Annotated in this window: 20 protein-coding genes; 11 read left to right on the top strand and 9 right to left on the bottom strand. The window is 70.9% G+C overall.

The features are described from left to right. Window positions 1-249: 249 nt before the first annotated feature. The 5 genes from JOM49_RS15740 to JOM49_RS15720 all read left to right on the top strand — a co-directional run bounded on the left by JOM49_RS15740 (window position 250) and on the right by JOM49_RS15720 (window position 5,705). A complete protein-coding gene (locus JOM49_RS15740) occupies window positions 250-2,088 on the top strand; it encodes a PhoX family protein (RefSeq protein WP_209665022.1) in 1,839 nt (612 codons plus the stop codon). Window positions 2,089-2,141: 53 nt separating this feature from the next. Further along, window positions 2,142-3,233, top strand: coding sequence for a sensor histidine kinase (locus JOM49_RS15735; RefSeq protein ID WP_209665021.1), 1,092 nt, complete (start codon window positions 2,142-2,144; stop codon window positions 3,231-3,233). Further along, window positions 3,230-3,886, top strand: coding sequence for a response regulator (locus JOM49_RS15730; protein WP_209665020.1), 657 nt, complete (start codon window positions 3,230-3,232; stop codon window positions 3,884-3,886). Before JOM49_RS15735 ends, JOM49_RS15730 begins: the two co-directional genes overlap by 4 nt. Before the next feature lie 111 nt (window positions 3,887-3,997). Continuing rightward, entirely contained in the window at window positions 3,998-4,387 is a 390-nt protein-coding gene (locus JOM49_RS15725; RefSeq protein WP_209665019.1) for a hypothetical protein, read from the top strand. 4 nt (window positions 4,388-4,391) lie between these two features. Further along, on the top strand, window positions 4,392-5,705 hold the full coding sequence (locus tag JOM49_RS15720; protein WP_209665018.1) for a DJ-1/PfpI family protein: 1,314 nt from the start codon (window positions 4,392-4,394) through the stop codon (window positions 5,703-5,705). Here the strand turns inward: JOM49_RS15720 and JOM49_RS15715 are convergent. Then, on the bottom strand, window positions 5,674-6,831 hold the full coding sequence (locus JOM49_RS15715; protein ID WP_209665017.1) for a serine hydrolase domain-containing protein: 1,158 nt from the start codon (window positions 6,829-6,831) through the stop codon (window positions 5,674-5,676). The genes JOM49_RS15720 and JOM49_RS15715 overlap by 32 nt on opposite strands. Window positions 6,832-6,972: 141 nt before the next feature. On the opposite strand from JOM49_RS15715, the gene JOM49_RS15710 reads away from it, so the two are divergent. Next, window positions 6,973-7,848 carry a hypothetical protein gene (locus tag JOM49_RS15710; RefSeq protein ID WP_209665016.1) on the top strand — a complete coding sequence of 292 codons (876 nt, stop codon included), beginning with the start codon at window positions 6,973-6,975 and terminating at the stop codon, window positions 7,846-7,848. Here JOM49_RS15710 and JOM49_RS15705 read toward each other — a convergent pair. After that, window positions 7,837-8,457, bottom strand: coding sequence for a TetR/AcrR family transcriptional regulator (locus JOM49_RS15705; RefSeq protein WP_209665015.1), 621 nt, complete (start codon window positions 8,455-8,457; stop codon window positions 7,837-7,839). The two genes, JOM49_RS15710 and JOM49_RS15705, sit on opposite strands and share 12 nt — an antisense overlap. Window positions 8,458-8,521: 64 nt before the next feature. Here JOM49_RS15705 and JOM49_RS15700 point away from each other — a divergent pair, with 64 nt between their 5' ends. Both JOM49_RS15700 and JOM49_RS15695 read left to right on the top strand, forming a co-directional pair. Then, a complete protein-coding gene (locus JOM49_RS15700; RefSeq protein WP_209665014.1) occupies window positions 8,522-9,082 on the top strand; it encodes a DUF1453 domain-containing protein in 561 nt (186 codons plus the stop codon). 92 nt (window positions 9,083-9,174) lie between these two features. Further along, complete coding sequence (locus tag JOM49_RS15695; RefSeq protein ID WP_209665013.1) at window positions 9,175-10,026, top strand: arginase family protein; 852 nt, start codon at window positions 9,175-9,177, stop codon at window positions 10,024-10,026. On the opposite strand, the gene ligA is transcribed toward JOM49_RS15695, so the two are convergent. Together ligA and JOM49_RS15685 are read right to left on the bottom strand one after the other, a co-directional pair. Next, window positions 10,003-11,994 carry an NAD-dependent DNA ligase LigA gene (gene ligA, locus JOM49_RS15690; RefSeq protein WP_209665012.1) on the bottom strand — a complete coding sequence of 664 codons (1,992 nt, stop codon included), beginning with the start codon at window positions 11,992-11,994 and terminating at the stop codon, window positions 10,003-10,005. The genes JOM49_RS15695 and ligA overlap by 24 nt on opposite strands. 539 nt (window positions 11,995-12,533) lie before the next feature. After that, complete coding sequence (locus tag JOM49_RS15685; protein WP_209665011.1) at window positions 12,534-12,992, bottom strand: RICIN domain-containing protein; 459 nt, start codon at window positions 12,990-12,992, stop codon at window positions 12,534-12,536. 228 nt (window positions 12,993-13,220) lie between these two features. Between JOM49_RS15685 and JOM49_RS15680 the strand changes: the two genes are divergently transcribed. Further along, on the top strand, window positions 13,221-14,153 hold the full coding sequence (locus tag JOM49_RS15680) for a LysR family transcriptional regulator (protein ID WP_209665010.1): 933 nt from the start codon (window positions 13,221-13,223) through the stop codon (window positions 14,151-14,153). Window position 14,154: 1 nt separating this feature from the next. Here JOM49_RS15680 and JOM49_RS15675 read toward each other — a convergent pair whose 3' ends face one another. The 4 genes from JOM49_RS15675 to JOM49_RS15660 are packed head-to-tail and all read right to left on the bottom strand — an operon-like array spanning window position 14,155 to window position 16,958. After that, entirely contained in the window at window positions 14,155-14,730 is a 576-nt protein-coding gene (locus JOM49_RS15675) for a helix-turn-helix transcriptional regulator (protein ID WP_209665009.1), read from the bottom strand. A 5-nt stretch (window positions 14,731-14,735) separates the two neighbouring features. Next, entirely contained in the window at window positions 14,736-15,329 is a 594-nt protein-coding gene (locus JOM49_RS15670; protein ID WP_209665008.1) for an ABC transporter permease, read from the bottom strand. A 26-nt stretch (window positions 15,330-15,355) separates the two neighbouring features. Next, window positions 15,356-15,919 carry a TetR/AcrR family transcriptional regulator gene (locus JOM49_RS44055; RefSeq protein ID WP_209665007.1) on the bottom strand — a complete coding sequence of 188 codons (564 nt, stop codon included), beginning with the start codon at window positions 15,917-15,919 and terminating at the stop codon, window positions 15,356-15,358. A gap of 1 nt (window position 15,920) precedes the next feature. Next, a complete protein-coding gene (locus JOM49_RS15660; protein WP_209665006.1) occupies window positions 15,921-16,958 on the bottom strand; it encodes a medium chain dehydrogenase/reductase family protein in 1,038 nt (345 codons plus the stop codon). A gap of 110 nt (window positions 16,959-17,068) precedes the next feature. Here JOM49_RS15660 and JOM49_RS15655 point away from each other — a divergent pair, with 110 nt between their 5' ends. Continuing rightward, window positions 17,069-17,701: a TetR/AcrR family transcriptional regulator gene (locus JOM49_RS15655; protein ID WP_209665005.1), complete on the top strand. Its 633-nt coding sequence runs from the start codon at window positions 17,069-17,071 to the stop codon at window positions 17,699-17,701. Between the two features lie 29 nt (window positions 17,702-17,730). Here JOM49_RS15655 and JOM49_RS42970 read toward each other — a convergent pair whose 3' ends face one another. Then, the gene (locus tag JOM49_RS42970) at window positions 17,731-17,928 is read right to left on the bottom strand and encodes a hypothetical protein (RefSeq protein WP_245369340.1); all 198 of its coding nucleotides are present in this window, start codon (window positions 17,926-17,928) and stop codon (window positions 17,731-17,733) included. Window positions 17,929-18,261: 333 nt separating this feature from the next. On the opposite strand from JOM49_RS42970, the gene JOM49_RS15645 reads away from it, so the two are divergent. Then, window positions 18,262-18,975 (top strand): Crp/Fnr family transcriptional regulator, encoded by a 714-nt coding sequence (locus JOM49_RS15645; protein ID WP_209665003.1) that lies wholly within the window; start codon window positions 18,262-18,264, stop codon window positions 18,973-18,975. The last annotated feature ends 53 nt before the right edge of the window (window positions 18,976-19,028 follow it).

Genomic DNA, 19,028 nt, shown 5'->3' with positions numbered 1-19,028 from the left:
CGTCGCTGCGGTCTCCGGCCGACGGGGTGGGCAGCCAACCACTCCGGCGCTGTCTACAGTGGATCGTCCGTGCTGCGGGCGATCACCGGCCCGCCCGGCAAGCTGGCCAGCGACTTCGAGCTGACCTGGGGCCGCGGCGCGGAGTTCGGGCCACATCGTGTTCGCCGACGCCCCCGCCACTGCCGTAGTTCGGCCCGCGTTCACGCGGACGTGGAGGGTGGGCCATGTGCGGTTCGTAGCGTTGCCGCCATGCCTCCCGAGCGGACCACGCCCCCGTCGATCTCCGAGCTGGCCCAGCGCCGCCTGTCCCGCCGGACGGCGCTGGCGGGTGGCCTCGCCACCGCGGCCGCGTCGTTCTTCGCCGCCGCGCCGAAAGCGAGCGCGCGAGCCGAGGGACTGCTCGGCTTCCCCGCGATCCCGCCGAGTTCCGCCGACGAGGTCGTGCTGCCGCCGGGCTACCGGTACCAGGTGCTGTTCCCGTGGGGCCAGCCCATCGTGCCGTCCGGGCCCGCGTTCGCCGAGGACGCGAGCAACAGCGCGGCGGACCAGGCCCGGCAGGCCGGTGACCACCACGACGGCATGTGGTTCTTCCCGTTCACCGGAGGCGGTGGCCGGGCCGGGCTGCTCTGCGTCAACCACGAGGCCACCACCGAGCAGCTGCTGCACCCGGACGGCCGAGCCGCCTGGACCCCGGAGAAGACCGCCAAATCGCAGGCGGCGCACGGGGTTTCGGTGATCGAGGTCAAGCGCGACCGCCTCGGCGGCGGCTGGCACCTCGCCGAGTCGAAGTTCGCCCGCCGGATCACCATGACCACGCCCGCCGAGATCACCGGCCCCGCGGCGGGTCACCCGTGGCTGCGCACCAGCGCGGACCCCGAAGGCGTGCGCGTGCTCGGCACGCTGAACAACTGCGCCAGCGGCCCGACCCCCTGGCGCACCTACCTGACCTGCGAAGAGACCATCAACAAGTACTTCTACCACGGCGAGCAGCCGCCCCGGCCGGGTTCGCCGGAGGACCGCTACGGCATCGGCTCCGAAGCCCCGTATCCCTGGTACACCACGGAATCCCGGTTCGACATGCGGGCCGAGCCGAACGAGTACAACCGGTTCGGCTGGGTGGTGGAGATCGATCCGTTCGACCCGGAATCCACCCCGAAGAAGCGGACCGCGCTGGGGCGCATGGAGCACGAGAACGCCGTCGTCGTGCGGGGCAGGAGCGGCGAAGCCGTGGTCTACATGGGCGACGACACGCAGTTCGACTACTTCTACAAGTTCGTCGGCGCCGAACCGATCGACCAGGCACGCGCCGAGGGGCGCAGCCCGCTCGACGAGGGCACGCTGTACGTCGCCCGGTTCGAGGCCGACGGCTCCGGCCGCTGGCTGCCGCTGGTCCACGGCGAGCCCGGCCTGACCGCCGCCGACGGTTTCGCCGGGCAGGCCGAGGTGCTGATCCACACCCGGCTCGCCGCGGACGCGGTCGGCGCGACGCCGATGGACCGCCCGGAGTGGTGCACCGTGCAACCCGGCACCGGCGCGGTTTTCTTCACCTGCACGAACAACACCGCCCGCACCGAATCGGTCGACGCGGCCAACCCACGGCTGAACAACCGCTACGGGCACATCCTCAAGATCGACGAGGGCGGCGACCCGGCCGCCGGCCGGTTCGACTGGGACATCTTCCTGCTCGCCGGCGACCAGGCCAGTGGCGCCACCGTGCCCGCCGACCAGGCCTTCGGTTCACCGGACGGCCTGTGGTTCGACGCCGCGGGCCGGTTGTGGATCCAGACCGACGGCACCCAGCCGCTGGTCGACGGCGCCGCGCAGAACAACCAGATGCTGGCGGCCGACCCCGAGACCGGCGAGATCCGGCGCTTCCTGGTCGGCCCGCGACGCTGCGAGATCACCGGCATCACGTCCACTCCGGACGGTCGCTCGCTGTTCGTGAACATCCAGCACCCCGGCGACTCCGGCACCCCGGACAACCCGCGCGCGAGCTCCAACTGGCCCGACTTCCCCCCGGCCGGGCGCCCCCGCTCGGCCACCATCGTGGTCACCAGGGCGGACGGGGGCGTGGTTGGCGGCCGGTAACAGCTCCGTGCACGGGCGTTGACCTCGGCCACCGGACACCCCAGAGTGGCCCCATGAACCGGGCTTTCGCGCTGCTGACCGGCGGCGCGTTCCTCACGCTGGCCGTCGGCGCGCTCGCGTCGGCCGAACCCGTGTGGGCGATGCTGCTCGGCGCGGTGTTCGCGACGGTGGGCACGGCCGGGTTCGCCTGGGTGCGCCGGCGCGGGCAGCTCGGCTGGTCGATCGCGTACGTCGTGTTGCAGCTCCCGCTCGCGTACACGGTGTTCGTCTTCGACCCCGGGGTCGGCGCCACGCTCTTCTTCGTCGTGCTGGTGAGCCAGTGCGTGCTGCTGCTCCCGCGCCCCGGCACCGCGCTGGTGATCCTGCTCGTGCCGCTCGCGCACGCCGGGATGGCCTGGGACCAGGCGTTGCGCGAGGGCCTCGGCCTGTTCGCCTCGGTGGTCTTCGCCGCGGTCATCACCGAATTGCTGCAGCGCGAGCAGAAGACCCGTCGCGAACTCGCCAAGGCACACGAGCAGTTGCGCGACTACGCGGCGCAGGCGGAACGGCTCGCCACAGCGCACGAACGCAATCGCGTGGCACGCGACATCCACGACGGGCTCGGGCACGCACTCACGGTGGTGCAGATGCAGGTCAAAGCCGCGAGGGCGGTGCTGGAGAGCGACTCGGCCAAGGCCGACACCGTGCTCGCGAAGGCGCAGGAGCAGGCCGAAGCCGCGCTGGCCGACGTCCGCCGTTCGGTGAGCACGCTGCGCGAACCGCGGTCGATCCCGCCACTGCCCGAAGCGCTGAGCGCGCTGGCCGAAGAGACCTCGGCGACCGGTATCCCCACCGAGGTCACCATCTCCGGGACCGAACGGGCACTGGCCGACGAAGTCCGTGAGGCGCTGTACCGGACCGCGCAGGAAGGCCTGACCAACGTCCGCAAGCACGCCGGCGCGACCCACGCCGAGCTCGTACTGGACTACGCGGAAGCCGAGGTCCGCGTTGCCGTCCGCGATGACGGGACGGGTGCCGTGGACGGGCGCACGCCGGGCTTCGGCCTGCTGGGCCTGCGGGAACGGGCCGCGAGCCTCGGCGGGCACTTGACCTTCGAACCCGCCCCGGGCACGGGCTGCACGCTGACCATGGAGGTCCCCGCATGAGCCCTGTCCGCGTGCTGCTCGTGGACGACCAGGCGCTCTTCCGCGAGGCGCTGGCGACGCTGCTGGCCATCCGCGACGACATCGAGGTGGTCGGCGAGGCGGGCACCGGCGAGGAGGCGCTGCGCCGGACCGCCGAGCTGAACCCCGACGTCGTGCTGATGGACCTGCGCATGCCGGTCCTGGACGGCATCGCCGCCATGCGCCGCCTGCGGGCCGAGCGACCCGGCGTCCAGGTCATCGCGCTGACCACGTTCGACGACGACGAGGACGTGTTCGCCGCCCTGCGCGCCGGCGCGCTCGGCTACCTGCTGAAGGACGTGTCCTCGGCGCAACTGGTGGACGCGGTGCTGGCCGCCGCCCGTGGCGAGTCGGTGCTGCAACCCTCGGTCGCGGCGAAGGTGGTAGCCCGCTTCGCGCAACTGCCCGACGCCGACCCGGAACCACGGCCGCAGCCGCTGGTGGTCCCGCTGTCCGACCGCGAACTGGAGGTGCTGCGCCTGCTGGCGGACGGGCACAGCAACCGTGAGATCGCCGCGTCGTTGTTCCTCGCCGAGGGCACGGTGAAGAACCACGTGACCAACGTGCTGGCCAAGCTAAGCGCCCGCGACCGCACCCAGGCCGCCCTGCGCGCCCGCGCGCTCGGCCTGTTGTGACGCCCGGGTCATGCCACGGCATGACCCCATCCATGACCTCCGGCACCTGGCAACGGCGGCTCCGGCGGCGATCCTCGGTCGAGACAGTTCATCGAACCGGAGGTCCCCCTCATGACAACCGCCGCACCCGACCGGAGTCGCAACCGGAAACTCGCCCGTTTCGTCGGGCACTACGTGGAAATGATCGTCGCCATGCTCGTCGGCATGATGGCGCTCGGCCCGCTCTGGCCCGAAGCGTGGGTGGCGCGTGCGGACGTCGGCGCGCTCGTGATGGCCACCGACATGACCGTCGCGATGGCGTTGTGGATGGCCGTCCGGCGCCACTCGTGGCCGCGGATCGCTGAGATGTCCGCGGTGATGTTCCTGCCGTTCGCGGCGCTGCTCGTGCCGTACTGGTTCGGGCTGCTGTCGGGCTCGGCGGTGATGATCGCCGGGCACGTGCTCATGTTCCCGCTGATGCTGGCCGCCATGTTGTGGCGCCGCGCCGAGTACTGGCACTGACGCCATGCCTGCCTTCCTGCGCCGCACCTTCCGTGTGCTCGCCGTGGTGCTCGCGGTGCTGGTGGTCCCGGCCGTCGGGGCGACCTTCTCCGCGCTGGCGGCGTTCGGCGCCCTCTACGCCCCGGGCCCGGAGCGGCCCGTCCCGGCAGTCGCGCCGATCCCGCACGACCCCGCCAAGCCGACCGCCGCGGTCGTCGTGGGCGACAACGGTGCCGTGGTCTCCGATGTCCTTGCCCCGTACGAAATCCTGGCCGCCACGGGCCGGTTCAACGTCTACACGGTGGCGCCGCAGCGCCGTCCCGTGCCGTTGACCGGCGGCCTCGACCTGGTCCCGGACCTCACCTTCGACGACCTCGCGGCCCGCACGCCGATCGCGGACCTGGTGGTCGTGCCCGCGTTCCCCGATGTCGGCGAACCCAGCACGAAACCGGTCACCGACTGGCTGCGCACGCAGGCCGCCGGGGGCGCGCAGTTGCTGAGCGTGTGCAACGGTTCCGGCGTACTCGCCTCGGCGGGTCTGCTCGACGGCCGGTCCGCCACCTCGCACTGGCTGCGGATCGGTGAGTTCGAGGCCGACTACCCGGCGGTGAACTGGGTTCGCGGACAGCGGTTCGTCGACGACGGCGACCTCGTCTCCACCGCGGGCATCCTGTCCGGCATCGACGGCACGCTGCACGTGATCACGCGGATGATCGGCCCCGACGTGGCCGCGGCGGCTGCCGCGGAAGTCGGCTGGCAGCACACCGATCCACCCGTGACCCCCGAAGCGGGCATGCCGGATCCGGTCGCCATCATCAACGCCGGGTTCATCTGGCTCCCGCCGAAGATTGGCGTGCTGCTCACCCAAGGCACCGGTGAGATCGAACTGGCATCGGTGTTCGACACGCACGGTGGCCAGTCCCTCGCCGCCCGCACGATCGCGCTGACCGCCGACGGCGGGCCCGTGCGGTCCCGGCACGGCCTCACCTTCGTGCCGCGAGCCGGGCTGGCCGGTGCCGCACCGGACCTGGACCGCTTGCTCGTGCCCGGCGCCGCGGCCCGCGGCGTGGTTCCGGTCGACGGCGGCCCGGCCCCCGAATACGTGCACCACCAGCCCGGCTTCGCCTACGAGGTCACGGTCCGCGACCTCGCGGGGAGCACCGATGTCGCCACCGCACGCTGGGCGGCGAAGGTGCTGGAGCTCCCCGCCGACAGCCTCGTCCTCGACGGCCCGGCCTGGCCGTGGGTGCCCACGCTCTTCCCGCTGTTGCTCATCCTCCTGGCGGGAGCAGCGGTGGCCTGGTGGCTCAGCCGGTCTCGCAGAGCGCGGCGTCGATGAGGTCCTCCCGCAGCGGGTTGGTGGCCGAGGACATCGTGTTGGTCACCATCGAGGCGTGGTGGCCGCCGTCGGTGACCGCGGTGAGCGAGGAGTGCCCGGTCGCGAGGTCACCGGGGTGTCCCCACGCGTTTCCGCCGCACGACAACGGTTGCTGGACCAGCGCGAGGCCGTAGCCGTAGCCGGGAAGGCCGCCGGGGATCGCCACGGTCCGCCGCATCTCGGCCAGCGAACCGGCGGAAACCACCTGCCCGTCGAACAACCCCCGGTAGAACTTCGACAGATCCTCCATTGTGGACAGAACGGCCCCTGCGGTGCTCGCCAGCGAGGCGATGTCGATTTCGAGGACGACGGGGATGCCGAAGGTGGTCTCGGTCCAGAAGAAGAACGGCCCCACCCGGCCGCCGGTGTAGCCAGGGACGTAGGGCGTCTCCAGCGATTTGTCGCCAGGCGCCGGGAACCGCGTCTCGGCCAGGCCGAGCGGTTCGATGATCCGGCTGGTGATCGCCTCGGCCGCCGGCTTCCCGGTGAGCTGCTCGATCAGCAACCCGGCGACGTGGTAGTTGACGTTGGAATAGGCCCAGCTCGTACCCGGCTCGAACAGCGGCGGCGTGCCGAGTCCGATGCGGACGAGGTCCCGCAGGGTGAAGGTGCCGTCCGGGTTGGTCGGCTTGACATACGCGGTGATCGGCGGGCTCGCGATCCCGCTGGTCTGCTGGAGGATGTGCCGCACGGTGATCTTGGTGCCGTCGTAGCCGTTGCCGGTGACCACGCCCGGCAGATACCGGTCGATCGGCGCGTCCAGCTCCACCAGGCCTTCGTCGACCAGTTGCAGCACGACGGCCGCGGTGAAGGTCTTGGTCTGGCTGGCCGCACGGAAGTGGTCGGCTGGCCGGATGGGCAGGTTCGGGCTGCCGATGTTCGCGGTGCCGCTGCTCAGGTTCCACGAGGCGGCGCGGTCGCCCGCGAAGATCGCGGCGCCCGGCCCGGCCTTGGCGCGGTAGCGGTCGAGGACCTCCTGGGTACCGGCGTGCTGGGGCTGGGCCGACGCGGGCGCGGCCAGCGCGGCGGTGGCGGTGACGGCGGCCAGCAGGCACACCCACCGCCTCGGGGCGACGTTCTTGGTCACTCGGGCTCCTCACCGATGCAGTTGGCGCCAGCCTGCTCGGAGGCGATGAAATCGCGATGAAACCGCGGTATCCGCCGGATACGCGCGGCCTGAAGCTGCCAGATCGGGACCCGTCCCGGCCCCGGTGCGTAGGAAAGGTGCATGCGGAAAGAAGTGCGGCTCGGCGCCGCGGCCCTGGTCCTGTGCAGTCTCGCCGCTTGCGGGGCGCCGGACGGGACACCGGCCGCCCCGCCGCCACCGCCCACGAGCACCCCGGCTCCGCCGCCCACCCCGGATCAGGTCGCGTGGCTGAACGAATTCTGCGAAGCGACCAAGGTGTTCTTCTCTCCGCCGCAGCCACCGGAGGACCTGCGCGACGAGTTCGTCGCGATGGACCTGGACACCTACCTGAGCTCGGTGAGCAGCGAGCTGCAGAGCGTCGACTTCCGGACCGCTTCCCTGGCCCCGGAACGGTTTCCGCGCGGAGCGGAACTGGTGGAGGCGTACACGAAGACCGCGGAGGAGCTGAGCACCAAGGTCGGCGGGTACGCGAGGCAGTTCGACGTCGCCGAGGAAACCGTGCGCGGCTGGGTCGCCGAGGTCTCGTCCACATTGAAGACGCTGAAGCCGCAGGGACTCGACCTGGCCACGCTGGCCGCCGCGGACGGCACCGTCGCCCAGGCACACCAGCAGGCCGAGAAGTGCCGTCCTGCCAAGGCAGAAGAGGGCAAACCGTCGGCCACGCCGGTCGACCTGCCCGCGGCCAAGGACGGCGAGAACCTGGCTGCCTGCGGAGACGGCCGGTGCGAGGTGCTGGTGAGTCCCAGCGCCGTGGTCCCGGCTCCGCGGCGGTACGGGTTCACCCTCTTCCGCGTCCGCAGCATTTCCGGCGGCGTGATGCAGGTCGGCGCGAAGTTCGGCAGCGGGGCGATCACCTCGCCGCTGGACACCGGCCGCTCCACGATCATGAACGGCCTGGAGGTGAAGGCCGTGGCGGTCGGCGACGGCAAGGCGGTGCTGAGCTTCTCACCCGGCTGATCGGGAAATGCTGTCCAGGTGGGCGCGCAGCACGGCCCGGCTCAGTTCCGGGGTCATCCGGTCGGGCTGCACCACGCCGTCGGTGAGCAGGCCGTCGATGAGCGCGCCCAGCCGCTCGACCTCCACCTCGATGTCCAGCCCCTCGGTCAGGTTGCCCGACGCGGCCGAGCGTTCGAGCACCTTGCGGATCACCATCCGGGTCCCGTCGTAGAGCTTGCGCAGCAACGGCTGTAGCCGGGGGCTCGTGCGCGCGGCATCGGCGAAAGCGAGCCACACCACGCATTCGGTGTAGCGCTCGTCGTCGAGCGGCAGCAGTTCGGCCAGCAACTCCTCAACCGCGGCGCGGCGGGCTTCGGCGGACGACGCGGCCCGGACGTCGTCGACCCTGGCCAGCACCCGGACCGAAACCCGCTCGATGAACACCTCGAGCGCGAACTCGATCATTTCGTCGCTGCCGGTGAAGTAGTGCCGGACGGACCCGATGGCGAGCCCGGCCTCCGCCGCGACGTTGCGCAGGGACGCCTGGGCCAACCCGCGCGTGACGACCACGCGGAACACCGCCTCGGCCACCTCGGTGCGCCTGCTCCCGGGATCGACGATCTTCGGCACGGTTGCCTTTATAGCACACTCTTGCTAATTTAATTGGCACGGCTGCGCTAAATAAGGGGGAACCATGCCTGGCTGGTTGACGATCGTCCTGGTCATCGCGGGGATCGGCTACACCGTCGTCCGCCGCGCGATCGGCGAACCACTCGCCGCGCGCGACCTGTTCGCCACCCCGATCGTCCTGCTGGCCCTCGGGGTACACCAGGTCGCCGACGCCGGCCACCCCGCCGCCGGGGACTGGTTCTGGCTGGCCGTCACCTCGGCGACAGGGCTCGCCTTCGGCTTGCTGCGGGGCTCGACCGTGCGCCTGCTCGTCAAGGACGGTGTGCTGTGGCAGCGTTATCCGGCCCGGGCCTACGCGGTGTGGGTGCTGTCGCTGGTGGTCAACGGCGGCCTGGCTTTCCTGGCCACCTCGACCGGCATGAACGGCGATCTCCGCTCGATCCCACTCTCGATCGGCGTCAGTCTCCTGGGCGAAGCCCTCGCCGTCGGCGCGCGCGCACTGGCCACCGGCCTGCCCTTCGCCCCCACCAGCACCAAGTCCTTTCGCGGTCCACGCCCGACAGAACTCCCGGACGCACCCACCGTCCGGCAAGCCCTCACCACCCTCACCACCACAAGGCGTTAGGGCTCCGGGAAGGCTTGTCCACTTCGGCCATTCCGCAGTGGTGGCCGTCTATTCGAGCGACAGGGCGAGTCCGGCGGTGGCATGCTCTGCGGATGCGTGCGACACGACTGATCCTTTCGCCGTTCGACTCCGGGCATCGCGAGCAGCGCATGGGCGCCGGGCCGTCCGCGTTGCTTCGGGGCGGGGCGGATCGGCTGCTGGCCGCGGACCAAGTGGTGACCGTGGAGTTGGAGAACCCCGGCTTCACCCAGGAAGTCCGCACGGCCACCGAGATCCAGCGCGCCATCGCCGGGCATGTTCGCCGCGCGGTGGCTGACGGGGTGGCGCCGGTGGTGTTGTCCGGCAACTGCAACGCGTCCGTCGGCGTGGTATCCGGACTGTCCACGAACGACGACGACCTCGCCGTGCTCTGGCTCGACGCGCACGGCGACCTCAACACCCCGGAGACCACGACCTCGGGCTTCTTCGACGGCATGGGTCTCTCCGTGCTCACCGGCCGCTGCTGGAGCACGCTCGCCCGCACGATTCCCGGCTTCCGCCCGGTGCCCGACGAGCACGTCCTGCTGATCGGCGCCCGCGACCTAGGGGCGGCGGAGCAGGCCATTGTGGACGGGTCCGGCATCCGCCTGCTCCCGGCCCGGGCGGACGAAGTGGCGGCGGCCCTGCCGAAGGTCCGCCGGGTCCACCTGCACATCGACCTCGACGTGCACGACTCGCGGCTGGTCGGCCCGGCCAACGAGTACGCCGTGCCCGACGGGCCCGACGCCGCCGAGGTCCAGCGCATCGTCGAGGCCGTGAGCGCTCGGCTGCCGATCGTCAGCGCCACGTTCGCCGCCTACGACCCGGCTGTCGACACCGACGGCGAGGTCCGTGCGGCCGCCCTCGACCTCATCCGGCTCGTCGGGACGAAGGTCTCCGCGCTAGACCACGCCGGCCGCGATTAGCTGCTGCCAGATCACCCCCTGGTCGACCACCTCGACGCCGTGTTTCTCGGCCTTGGTCAGCTTGGCGGCTCCGACGTCGGCGCCGGTGATAAGCATGTCGGTGCTCGCCGAGACCGACGAAGCGATGGCCGCACCGGCCTTCTCGCACAACCGTTGGAAGGTCGGGCGAGCCACCTTCTCCCCGGACCGCGGGTCGTTGATCGCGCCGGTGATCACCACGGTTTTGCCCGCCAGCGGCGCCCCGGCCGCCACCACCGGCGGCAGGTCCTCCTCGCGCACGTCCAGCGAAACCCCGCGCTCCCGCAGCCTTTCCAGCTCCGGCCGCAACCGGGTCAGGTGCTCGATCAGCGACGCGGCCACCTTCGGGCCGATGTCCTCCACCGCCACGAGACCGTCCACACCGGCCTCGGCTACTTCTTCCAGCGAACCGAATCCAGCCCGGCACAACCGCGCGGCCGTGCCCTCCGAGGCCATCGGGATCGCGAGCCCGATCAGCGCCCGGCGCAACCCGACCTGACGGCTCGCATCGATCGAATCGATCATGCGCGTCGCGGAGACCTCGCCGATGCGCTCGAACTCCAGCAACCGTTCCTTGGTCAGCCGGTAGAAGTCCGACGGGTGCTCCAGCAGCCCCACTTCGGCCAGCCGCTCGATCCACACCCCGCCGATGGCGTCGATGTCCGCGGCTGCCCGCGAAGCCCAGTGGATCAGCCGTCGCACCGTCTGCGCGGGGCAGGAAACGTTGGTACAGAACAGTTCCCGGCTGTTGCCCTGCTCGGTCAGCGGCTGCCCGCACGACGGGCATTCGGTGGGCGGCACGATCTCCCGCTCCGCACCGGTGCGTTTCGAAGCGTCGAGCACCCCGGCGACGAACGGGATCACGTCACCGGCACGGCGCACCAGCACCGTGTCGCCGATCTTGATGCCCCGCGCGCGGATGACCTCCTGGTTGGCCAGCGTCGCGCGGCTGACCGTGGTGCCGCCCACGAACACCGGCTCCAGCCAGGCGACCGGCGCGATCTTGCCGGTCTTGCCCACGTCCCAGACCACATCGGACAGCACGGTGGTCTTCTCCTCGGCGGCGAACTTGAACGCCAGCGCGCCACGGGGTGAAGCCGACCGCGTCCCGGCGGCGGCGAAGGCGTCCCGATCGGCCAGGCGCAGCACGGCACCGTCGAGGTCGTAGTCCAGGTCGTTGCGCTGTTCCTCGATCGCCGCGATCACCGCCTGCGCCGCTTCCGCGTCGGCGCAGTGACGCATTTCGGCGGCGGTGAACCCCAGAGTCTGCAACGCGCTCGCCAGATCGGTTTCCGCACTGTCGGGCTCGGTGTGCAGGTCGAAGGCGAAGAACCGCAGCCGCCGCCCGGCGACGGTGGCCGGGTCCTTGGCCCGCAGCGTGCCCGCGGCGGCGTTGCGCGGGTTGATCAGCGGCTTGTCCGGGTGCTCGGTGTTGTAGGCGGCGAAGGTGGACCGCAGCATGACCGCCTCGCCGCGCACCTCGACCCGGCCCGGTGCGTCGACCCGCTGCGGGATCCCGTCGGTCAGCGCCCGCACCAGCACGGTCACGTCGTCACCGGTGGTGCCGTCGCCGCGGGTGATCGCCCTGGCCAGCCGCCCGTCCTCGTAGACCAGCGCCAGCGACAGGCCGTCCAGCTTCGGCATCACCACCACCGGCTGCCCGGGGAACCGGCCGAAGAAGGCCGCGACCTGCTCGGGCTTGGTCGCCTTGTCCAGCGACAACATCGGGCGCGAGTGCCGGATCGGCGCGTGCAGCACACCCGGGGCGCCCACCTGCTCCAGCGGGTTCGGGTCCGGCGCCAGCTCCGGGTTTGCCTCGATCAGCCCGCGCAGCTCGTCCTCGATCGCGTCGTACTCCGCGTCCGCCACGACCGGTGATCCCCGGTAGTAGGCGTCGCGCAGCACGACGAGCTGATCGGCGAGTTCCTGTATGCGTTCCCGAGCGTCCACGACCGGAGACGTTACCCGGCCCCACCGACAATCAGCGGGATCCGGCGGCTTTCGCCGCCTGTTCAGCCGGCGTACTCCGGGGCGCGGCGGCCGGGCCGGGGTAGCGGGCGTCGCCCAGCCGACCACGCACCGTCGAGAGTGGACTCGCACAACTGTTCGGCGGCAGCCGGTGGTCGGTCATCTTCCGGCCGGCGCACCGGATCGACGTGTCACTTCTTCTTCGCCCGGTTCACCACCACCACGACGATGCCGGTGATGAGGCCGACCAGCAGCACGAGCACGAGCAGGTTCCAGGGCTGGATCGCGAACATGTGTCCCCCTAGTTCGAAAGGAGCACCACCCTACACCCCTCCACGCGGCGCTCCGCACACCGCCGAGGACACCGAATTGACCACGGCCTCTCTCGAATCCGGAATAGCGGGAACCGCGGGCGGCACAGTTTGCCGAACCTTGAGCCGCCAGCGGAATTCGGCAGCAATTCGTGAGCCGGGAAATCCGGAGTGCGGGACCGGATGCCCGGTCCCGCACTCCGCGGCCGGTCAGATGTTGAGGTACCAGCGCTGGTTGACGCGGTCCCAGTCGCAGGTGTGCAGGCTCAGTTGGTCGTCGTGCCCCTCGTACGTCGCGCAGAGGCCGGTTTCCTCGTTCTTGAGCTGTTTCTGGTTGTGCTCACCGCGGATCCGCCAGCGCTGGCCGGGGTCGTCGCCGTTGCAGTCCGCGCCGATGACCCGGCCTCTGTGCGCGGTGGCGCACAGGTCGGTACCGGTGTTCTGGATGGTGCGATTGCTCCAGAAAATCCAGTGCTGGTTGTCGCTGCCGTGGAAATCGCCGGTGATGGTCGGTTCGCCGTCCCACCACGTCTGCTGCCACACCCGCTCCGTGCCGTTCGCGCTTTCGATGACGTAGTCGGCGGGCTCGTCCGCGATGGCGGGCACGGTCAGCGCGAGGGGAGAAACCGCGACGAAGAGACCGGCGATAATTCGGGAGGTTTTCATCATTTTCCTTCTCTGGCGGAATTAGGCAGAGACCATTACAACCCCGCGCGGCCGGGCTTGTGAACAAGGCGAACACGTTGACGCGCCGACAAAACACGTCCTGGGGGGTGATCCCCTCGCGGCGTCACACACGGTGGCCGGGACTGCGCCCCATCGGGTGCGTAACGCGGGCCTCCACAACGGAGCGGACGGCGTGCCACAACCCACCGTTGTGGGCGTAGGTTCTCCCGCGTGGAGCTCGATGCGGTTCGCACCTTCGTCGCCGTGATCGAGGCGGGCCGGTTCCAGGCCGCCGCTGACGAGCTGGGGATCACGCAGCAGGCGGCTTCGAAACGGGTCGCCGCCCTGGAGCGGCGACTCGGCGTGAAACTCTTCGTGCGCACGGCCCAGGCCGTGCGGCTCACCGTCGACGGCCAGGCCCTGCTCCCCCACGCACGCGAACTGCTGCGCGCCGCCGAACGCGCCACCGCGGCCGTCACCCCGGGACGCCGGCCGCTCCGCGTCGACGTGGTCAACCGCCGGGTCGCGGCCGCCCACCTCCTCCACGCCTTCTACCAGCGGCACCCGGGTATCGAACTCGACGTCGTCGCCCTGACCGGCGCCCACGCCGGCTCGGCGCTGGCCGAGATCACCGCGGGCACCCTGGACGCCACCTTCCGGTCCCTGCGCGACTCCGCGGGCCGGGTCCCGGACGGACTGCGTGCCGCACGTGTCATCGACGACCGGCACCAGCTCCTCGTCGGGCCACGGCACCCGCTGGCGAACGCCGCCTCCGTGCCGCTGGCCGAGCTGGCCGGGCACGCCATCTGGATGCCCGGCCTGTCCGAGCCCGAACCGGTCGGCTACTACCAGGACCTGGCGAAGGCGTTCGGGCTCACCATCGACACGATCGGCCCGAGCTTCGGCGTCGAGGCCCTCCTCGCCGAAATCGCCGACTCGACCCGGCTCGCCACTTTCGTCGGCGAAGGCTCGCGTTACCTGTGGCCGGAAAGCTACGACCTCCGCCGGATCTCCGTGGTCGACCCGACCCCGGTCTATCCGCATTCGGTCATCTGGCGGGCGGACAACCCGCACCCCGTCCTCGCCGACTTCCTCGGCTACCTCCGAACGGGATACCGAGCCGAAACCGGCGACGACGTGTGGGCTCCGGCCTGGGCCCGCTGAATCAGCCGACCAGCGCCGGAGGTACTCGGGGCGGCCACACGTGGGCGTCCAGTGCGCCGATCGAGTAGGCGCGGGCGACCAGCGCCGTGCGGTTCGGTACGCCGAACCGCCGGAGCAGGGCGTTGACGTGGTAGTTGATCCCCGGGCTGCTCAGGTGCAGGCGGGCCGCGAGGGCGTTGCTGGCTTTGCCCGCCGCCACGCCTTCGAGAACGAGGGCGCCCGTGGTGCTGAGGCGGCTCTCGCGTGCCGTGACCACGGCTTGCCGTCCGACCGGATTCAGGGTGACGACCGCCGAACCGGTACGCGACGACACGCACGTCAGCGACGCGGTGAAGGACAGGTGCCCCGTGTCGATCGCGGTGGCGGGGAGCCGGGCGCAACACGTGCGGCCCTCGGCGATTTCGACGAGCCGGTGCCGCAGGCCGGGGCGGGCGTCCGGCGCCAGCAGGTCGCAGATGTCCCGCCCCTCCAACGGTTCCGAGGCGAACTCGTGCCAGCTGGAGAACTGGTTGCTGACGCGGTGGATCCGCTGCGCCGGGTCCACGTCGAGCACGATGTCGTCGCAGTCGCTCAGCATTCCGCTCACACCCTGGCCAGTCGCCGACGCTCCAGGACAGCGGCCACGGCGTAGGCGAAGCCGCCCACGACCGCCAGGATCCAGAACAGCCCGGGCGTGCCGAAGAGGAACGAGACGCCCGCGACCAGCACGAGGCAGGTGCCGAGGGTGTAGTGCAGCGCGTTGCGCCGTGCGACGCCTTCGGCGAGGTAGAGCAGGCCGACCACGAGGCTGGATCCGGCCGGCCAGAGCATGGCCTGCAACTCGGGGTGGTCGATCGCGGCGGACAGGCCGGTGATGGCGAGGAACAGGGCGGTGAACCCGGTGATCCAGGCGGCGCCGAGCAGTTTTCCGGCGAGTGCCTCGGGTTTACCGGCACCGCGCTGGGCACGGGTCGCGGCGATGGTGGCGTTCACCGTGCCGACGGCGAGGCCGATGCCGAGCAGCGTCAACGGCAGCCAGCCGGGCAGCCGGACCAGCGGGTCGGCGCCGTGGGAAACCGCGGCGGCGCCGTGCCCGACCACGTAGGCGAGCCCGAAGCTGAGGTAGGTGGCGAGGTTGTCGACTTCGCCGGCACGCCGGGCTGTGGTGCCGGGGACGATCGGGGCGATGGTGGTCATGGTCGGTACCTCCGAGAATCGGGGAGTCAAACAAGACGGGACAAGGAGAAGGCGATTCGCTGGACGATGTCGTCGGGCCAGCGGAAGGCGCCGGAGACGGCACGCTGGTGGGCGAGCCCGTGCAGGCCCAGCCACAGCGCGACCGCGTCGGCGGCGGGATCGGTGCTGGCGCAGTGCCCGGCGGCCACGCAACGGGCGAGGCAGTCGGCGAGGACAGCCGGCACGTTCGACGGACCGGTTCCGCTGAACATGGCGCGGTACCGCTCGGGATGCTCGTGGGCGAAGTCGAGATAGGCGCGGCAAACGAGGTAGAGCCGCCGCCGAGGGTCATCGTCCGCGTCGTCGACGGCTGACCGGAGCCAGCCGGACAGTTCGGCGAAGGCCTCCCGGACGACGTCGAGCAGGACGGCGGGCTGGTCGCGGAAGTGGGCGTAGATCGAGGGTGCGGTGATGCCGGCCTGGCGGGCGACGGCCCGCAGGGTCACCGCGCGCGGGTCACCACAGGCGTCGAGCAGTTCGGTCGCGGCGGAGAGGATCTCGGCGCGGAGCTTGCCGCCTTCACCACGCCGGTTCCTCCGCCTGCCGCCCACTTCACGGCCGGCTCGGGTCCGGCACCAGGACGACCTTGCCCGCGACCGTGCGTGATTCGGCGAGCGCGAGCGCCGCACCGGCGTCGGACAGCGGGATCTCCGCGGCGATCTGCGGGACGAGGACGCCGTCGGCGAGCAGGCGCAGCACCTGCGTCAGGTCCTCGCTGAGCCGGGCGCGGAAGGCGTCCAGGCGGCGCTTGCCCGCCCAGAAGTTGTAGAAGTACGCGCTTTTGCCGTTCGGCAGGTAGTTCCACAGCATCAGCCGCGCGAACAGTTTCAGGACGGGCACCTGCGAACTGCCGTCCACGTCCTTCGACGCCGCGGTGCCGTAGGAAACCAGGGTTCCGCCGCGGCGCAGCAGCCGCCACGACTCGACGAGCCCGGCACCGCCGACGTGGTCGAACACCGCGTCCACCCCGTCCGGCGCGATCTCCCGGATCCGTTGGTACAGCTCGGGATCGTGGTAGTCGACCGGGATCACGCCCAGTTCCCGCAGGTCGGCGTGGTGGCGCGCCGACGCCGTGCCGATCACCTTGATCCCGGCGTGGCGCGCCAGTTGCACGAGGGTGGAGCCGACACCGCCGTTGGCGCCCAGGACCACGATCGTCCCGCCGGCGCGCACTTTCGTGCCCCGGTGCAGCATCTGCCAGGCCGTGATCCCGTTGACCACCACGGTTTCCGCGGCGGCCGCGGAGACGCCGTCCGGCACGGCGACCAGATCGGCGGCGTCCAGCACCAGGGCGCTGGCCCAGCCGCCGACCTTGGTGACCGCGGCGAACCGGCGGCCGCGCAGCGCGGGGTCCACGCCGGGACCGACCGCGGTGACCGTGCCGACCACGTCGTAGCCGGGCACGAACGGGAACGGCGGCTGGTCGAAGTACTTGCCGCGCCGCATCTGCTGCTCGGCGAACGACACGCCGGTCGCGTCCATGCGCAGCAGGACCTGGCCCGCGGCCGGGGCGGGGAGGTCGCGGGTGCGGACGTGCAGGCCGTCCGCGTCGACCTTGCCCGGCAGGACCACCTCGGTGGCGTTTCCCATGCTCTGTCCCTCGTCTCGCTCAGTTGTGCTTACAGCCGTAAGACTACGAGCGTTAGCTGATCGATGGCAAGGGTTAACGGAGATAAGTTTTCAGGTGTAAGCTAATCGGCATGGACACCGAGAAGGCCGCGCCTCGCACGCGCAACCGCCGCGGGGAAGGCGCCCGCCTGCGCGACGAGATCGTGGCGGCGGCGGTCGAACTGCTCGACGAGACCGGCGACGAGTCCGCCATCACCCTGCGCTCGGTCGCGCGCCAGGTCGGGATCGCCGCGCCGTCGATCTACCGCCACTTCCCCGACCAGCCCGCGATCATGCTGGCCGTGGTGCAGAACGCCTTCGCGGACCTGGATGCCCGGCTGCGCGCCGCCGTGGACGACGCCGACGGCCCGCGGGAGCGCCTGTTCGCCCTCTGCCACAGCTACCTGGAGTTCGCCGAAACCCACCCGGGCCGCTACCGCACCATGTTCGGCGGGCTCTGGATCCCCGATCTGAACGAGAGTTCGCTGACCGAGGAAGACATGTACACCCTCGGCGAAGCCACCATGCGCCTGCTCGCCGACTCCCTCGGGGACTGCGTGACCGCCGGCTGCGCCACCAGCACCGACCTCGCCGCCGATGCGGTGGCTTTGTGGCTGGGCCTGCACGGCCTGGCCCACCAGCGAGCCGTGGCCCCGTCTTTCCAATGGCCGGAGGACATCGCCGAACGCGTCATCACCGCACTGGCCCACCTCACCGGACCCTGACCGTCCTATCCGGACAACAGCGATTCCCGTCAAAGGCGCCGGACAGCCGGCAGGGACAGCGCCACCGCGACCGGCCAGAGCACCGCCAGCATCGCGGGGCTGCCGACCAAGATGGCCGCCACCGTGACCATCGTCGCCACCACGCCGCCGAAGACGGAGAGGTAGCAGAGCCCCAGCGGTCCGAGGACGAGCGCCCAGGCCAGTGCCGCTTTCGGCGACTTTCTCACCAGAGGTCTCGCCCGGGTGGCCAGTTCCACCTCGAACGCCATTGGCGGATGCGGCGCGACCACTCGTGGATTCACCCCGAAAGCTTTCGGTGTGTGGGGCGCCGGACCGATTCCCGCGTAGTCCGGTGCACTCCGAGTACTGCGCATGACGTACCTCCGGATCGTAAGCCCGTGACCTGGTGCAGCCACCGGTCGCCTGTCAGAATTGATGTTCTCGAGGAAGAAAAGAAGTGGCTGTGCGCCTGCCGACCATGGTGGCGACTCGGGGAAGCGAACGATGCGTCAGATGGAACACGAGCGCCAAGCCGGCCCGAGCAAGAACCGGAGGACCACGTGACGGGTTCTTCGATCACCGAGGCCGAGGAACGCCGGGCGTGGCTGCGGCTCACGCCGGACGAGCGATCGGCGCTCACCGCCGCGGGCCACCGGAAGGTGTGGTCACCCGGTCAGGTCCTCGTCCTCCAAGGCAGCCCGCCCTCCAGCATGTTCGTCGTGCTGCGCGGCTGGGTGAAGATCAGTGCCACCAACTACCGCGGCGACGACGCCCCGCTCGCGGCCCGCGGCCCCGCCGAGATCGTCGGCGAACTCGCTCCCATCAGCGGACTCCCCAGAACGGCCACCATTTCGGCCATCGACGAGGTGCACACCCTCCTCGTGACGCGGGAGAAACTGCTCGGGGTACTGCGCGCCCGTCCGCGCATCGCCGAAGAGATCTTCCGCACCGCGGCGATCCGCCTGCAGCAGTCCGACCGCCTCCGGCTGGAATCCGGCGGCCCGGACTTCCCGCAACGGCTGGCCGCCGTGCTCCTGGAACTGGCCCTCCAGCACGAATTCGACTGGGCCGGCGGAAATCAGGTCGACCTCCGCTTCAACCAAGGAGAACTGGCCGATTTCGCCCGGGTTTCCCGCAGCACCTTGATCCGCGGTCTGGACGAACTCCGCAAGCTCGGGGTGGTGCGAACCGCCCGGCAGCGAATAACGATCACCCACCCGCGCGCCCTCCGCGAATTGGCCGCCGGTCGCCCTCCCCCACCGCAACCGGTCTGATTCGGCGATGATTTCGGCTATCCTCGACAGGGTCCAACTCTCACAACCGTTCG

Source organism: Amycolatopsis magusensis, assembly GCF_017875555.1.
In the GTDB taxonomy this organism is placed as follows: Bacteria; Actinomycetota; Actinomycetes; order Mycobacteriales; family Pseudonocardiaceae; genus Amycolatopsis; species Amycolatopsis magusensis.
The sequence above is the reverse complement of the archived record's forward strand: the minus strand, read 5'-3'. Positions and strand labels throughout refer to the sequence as shown.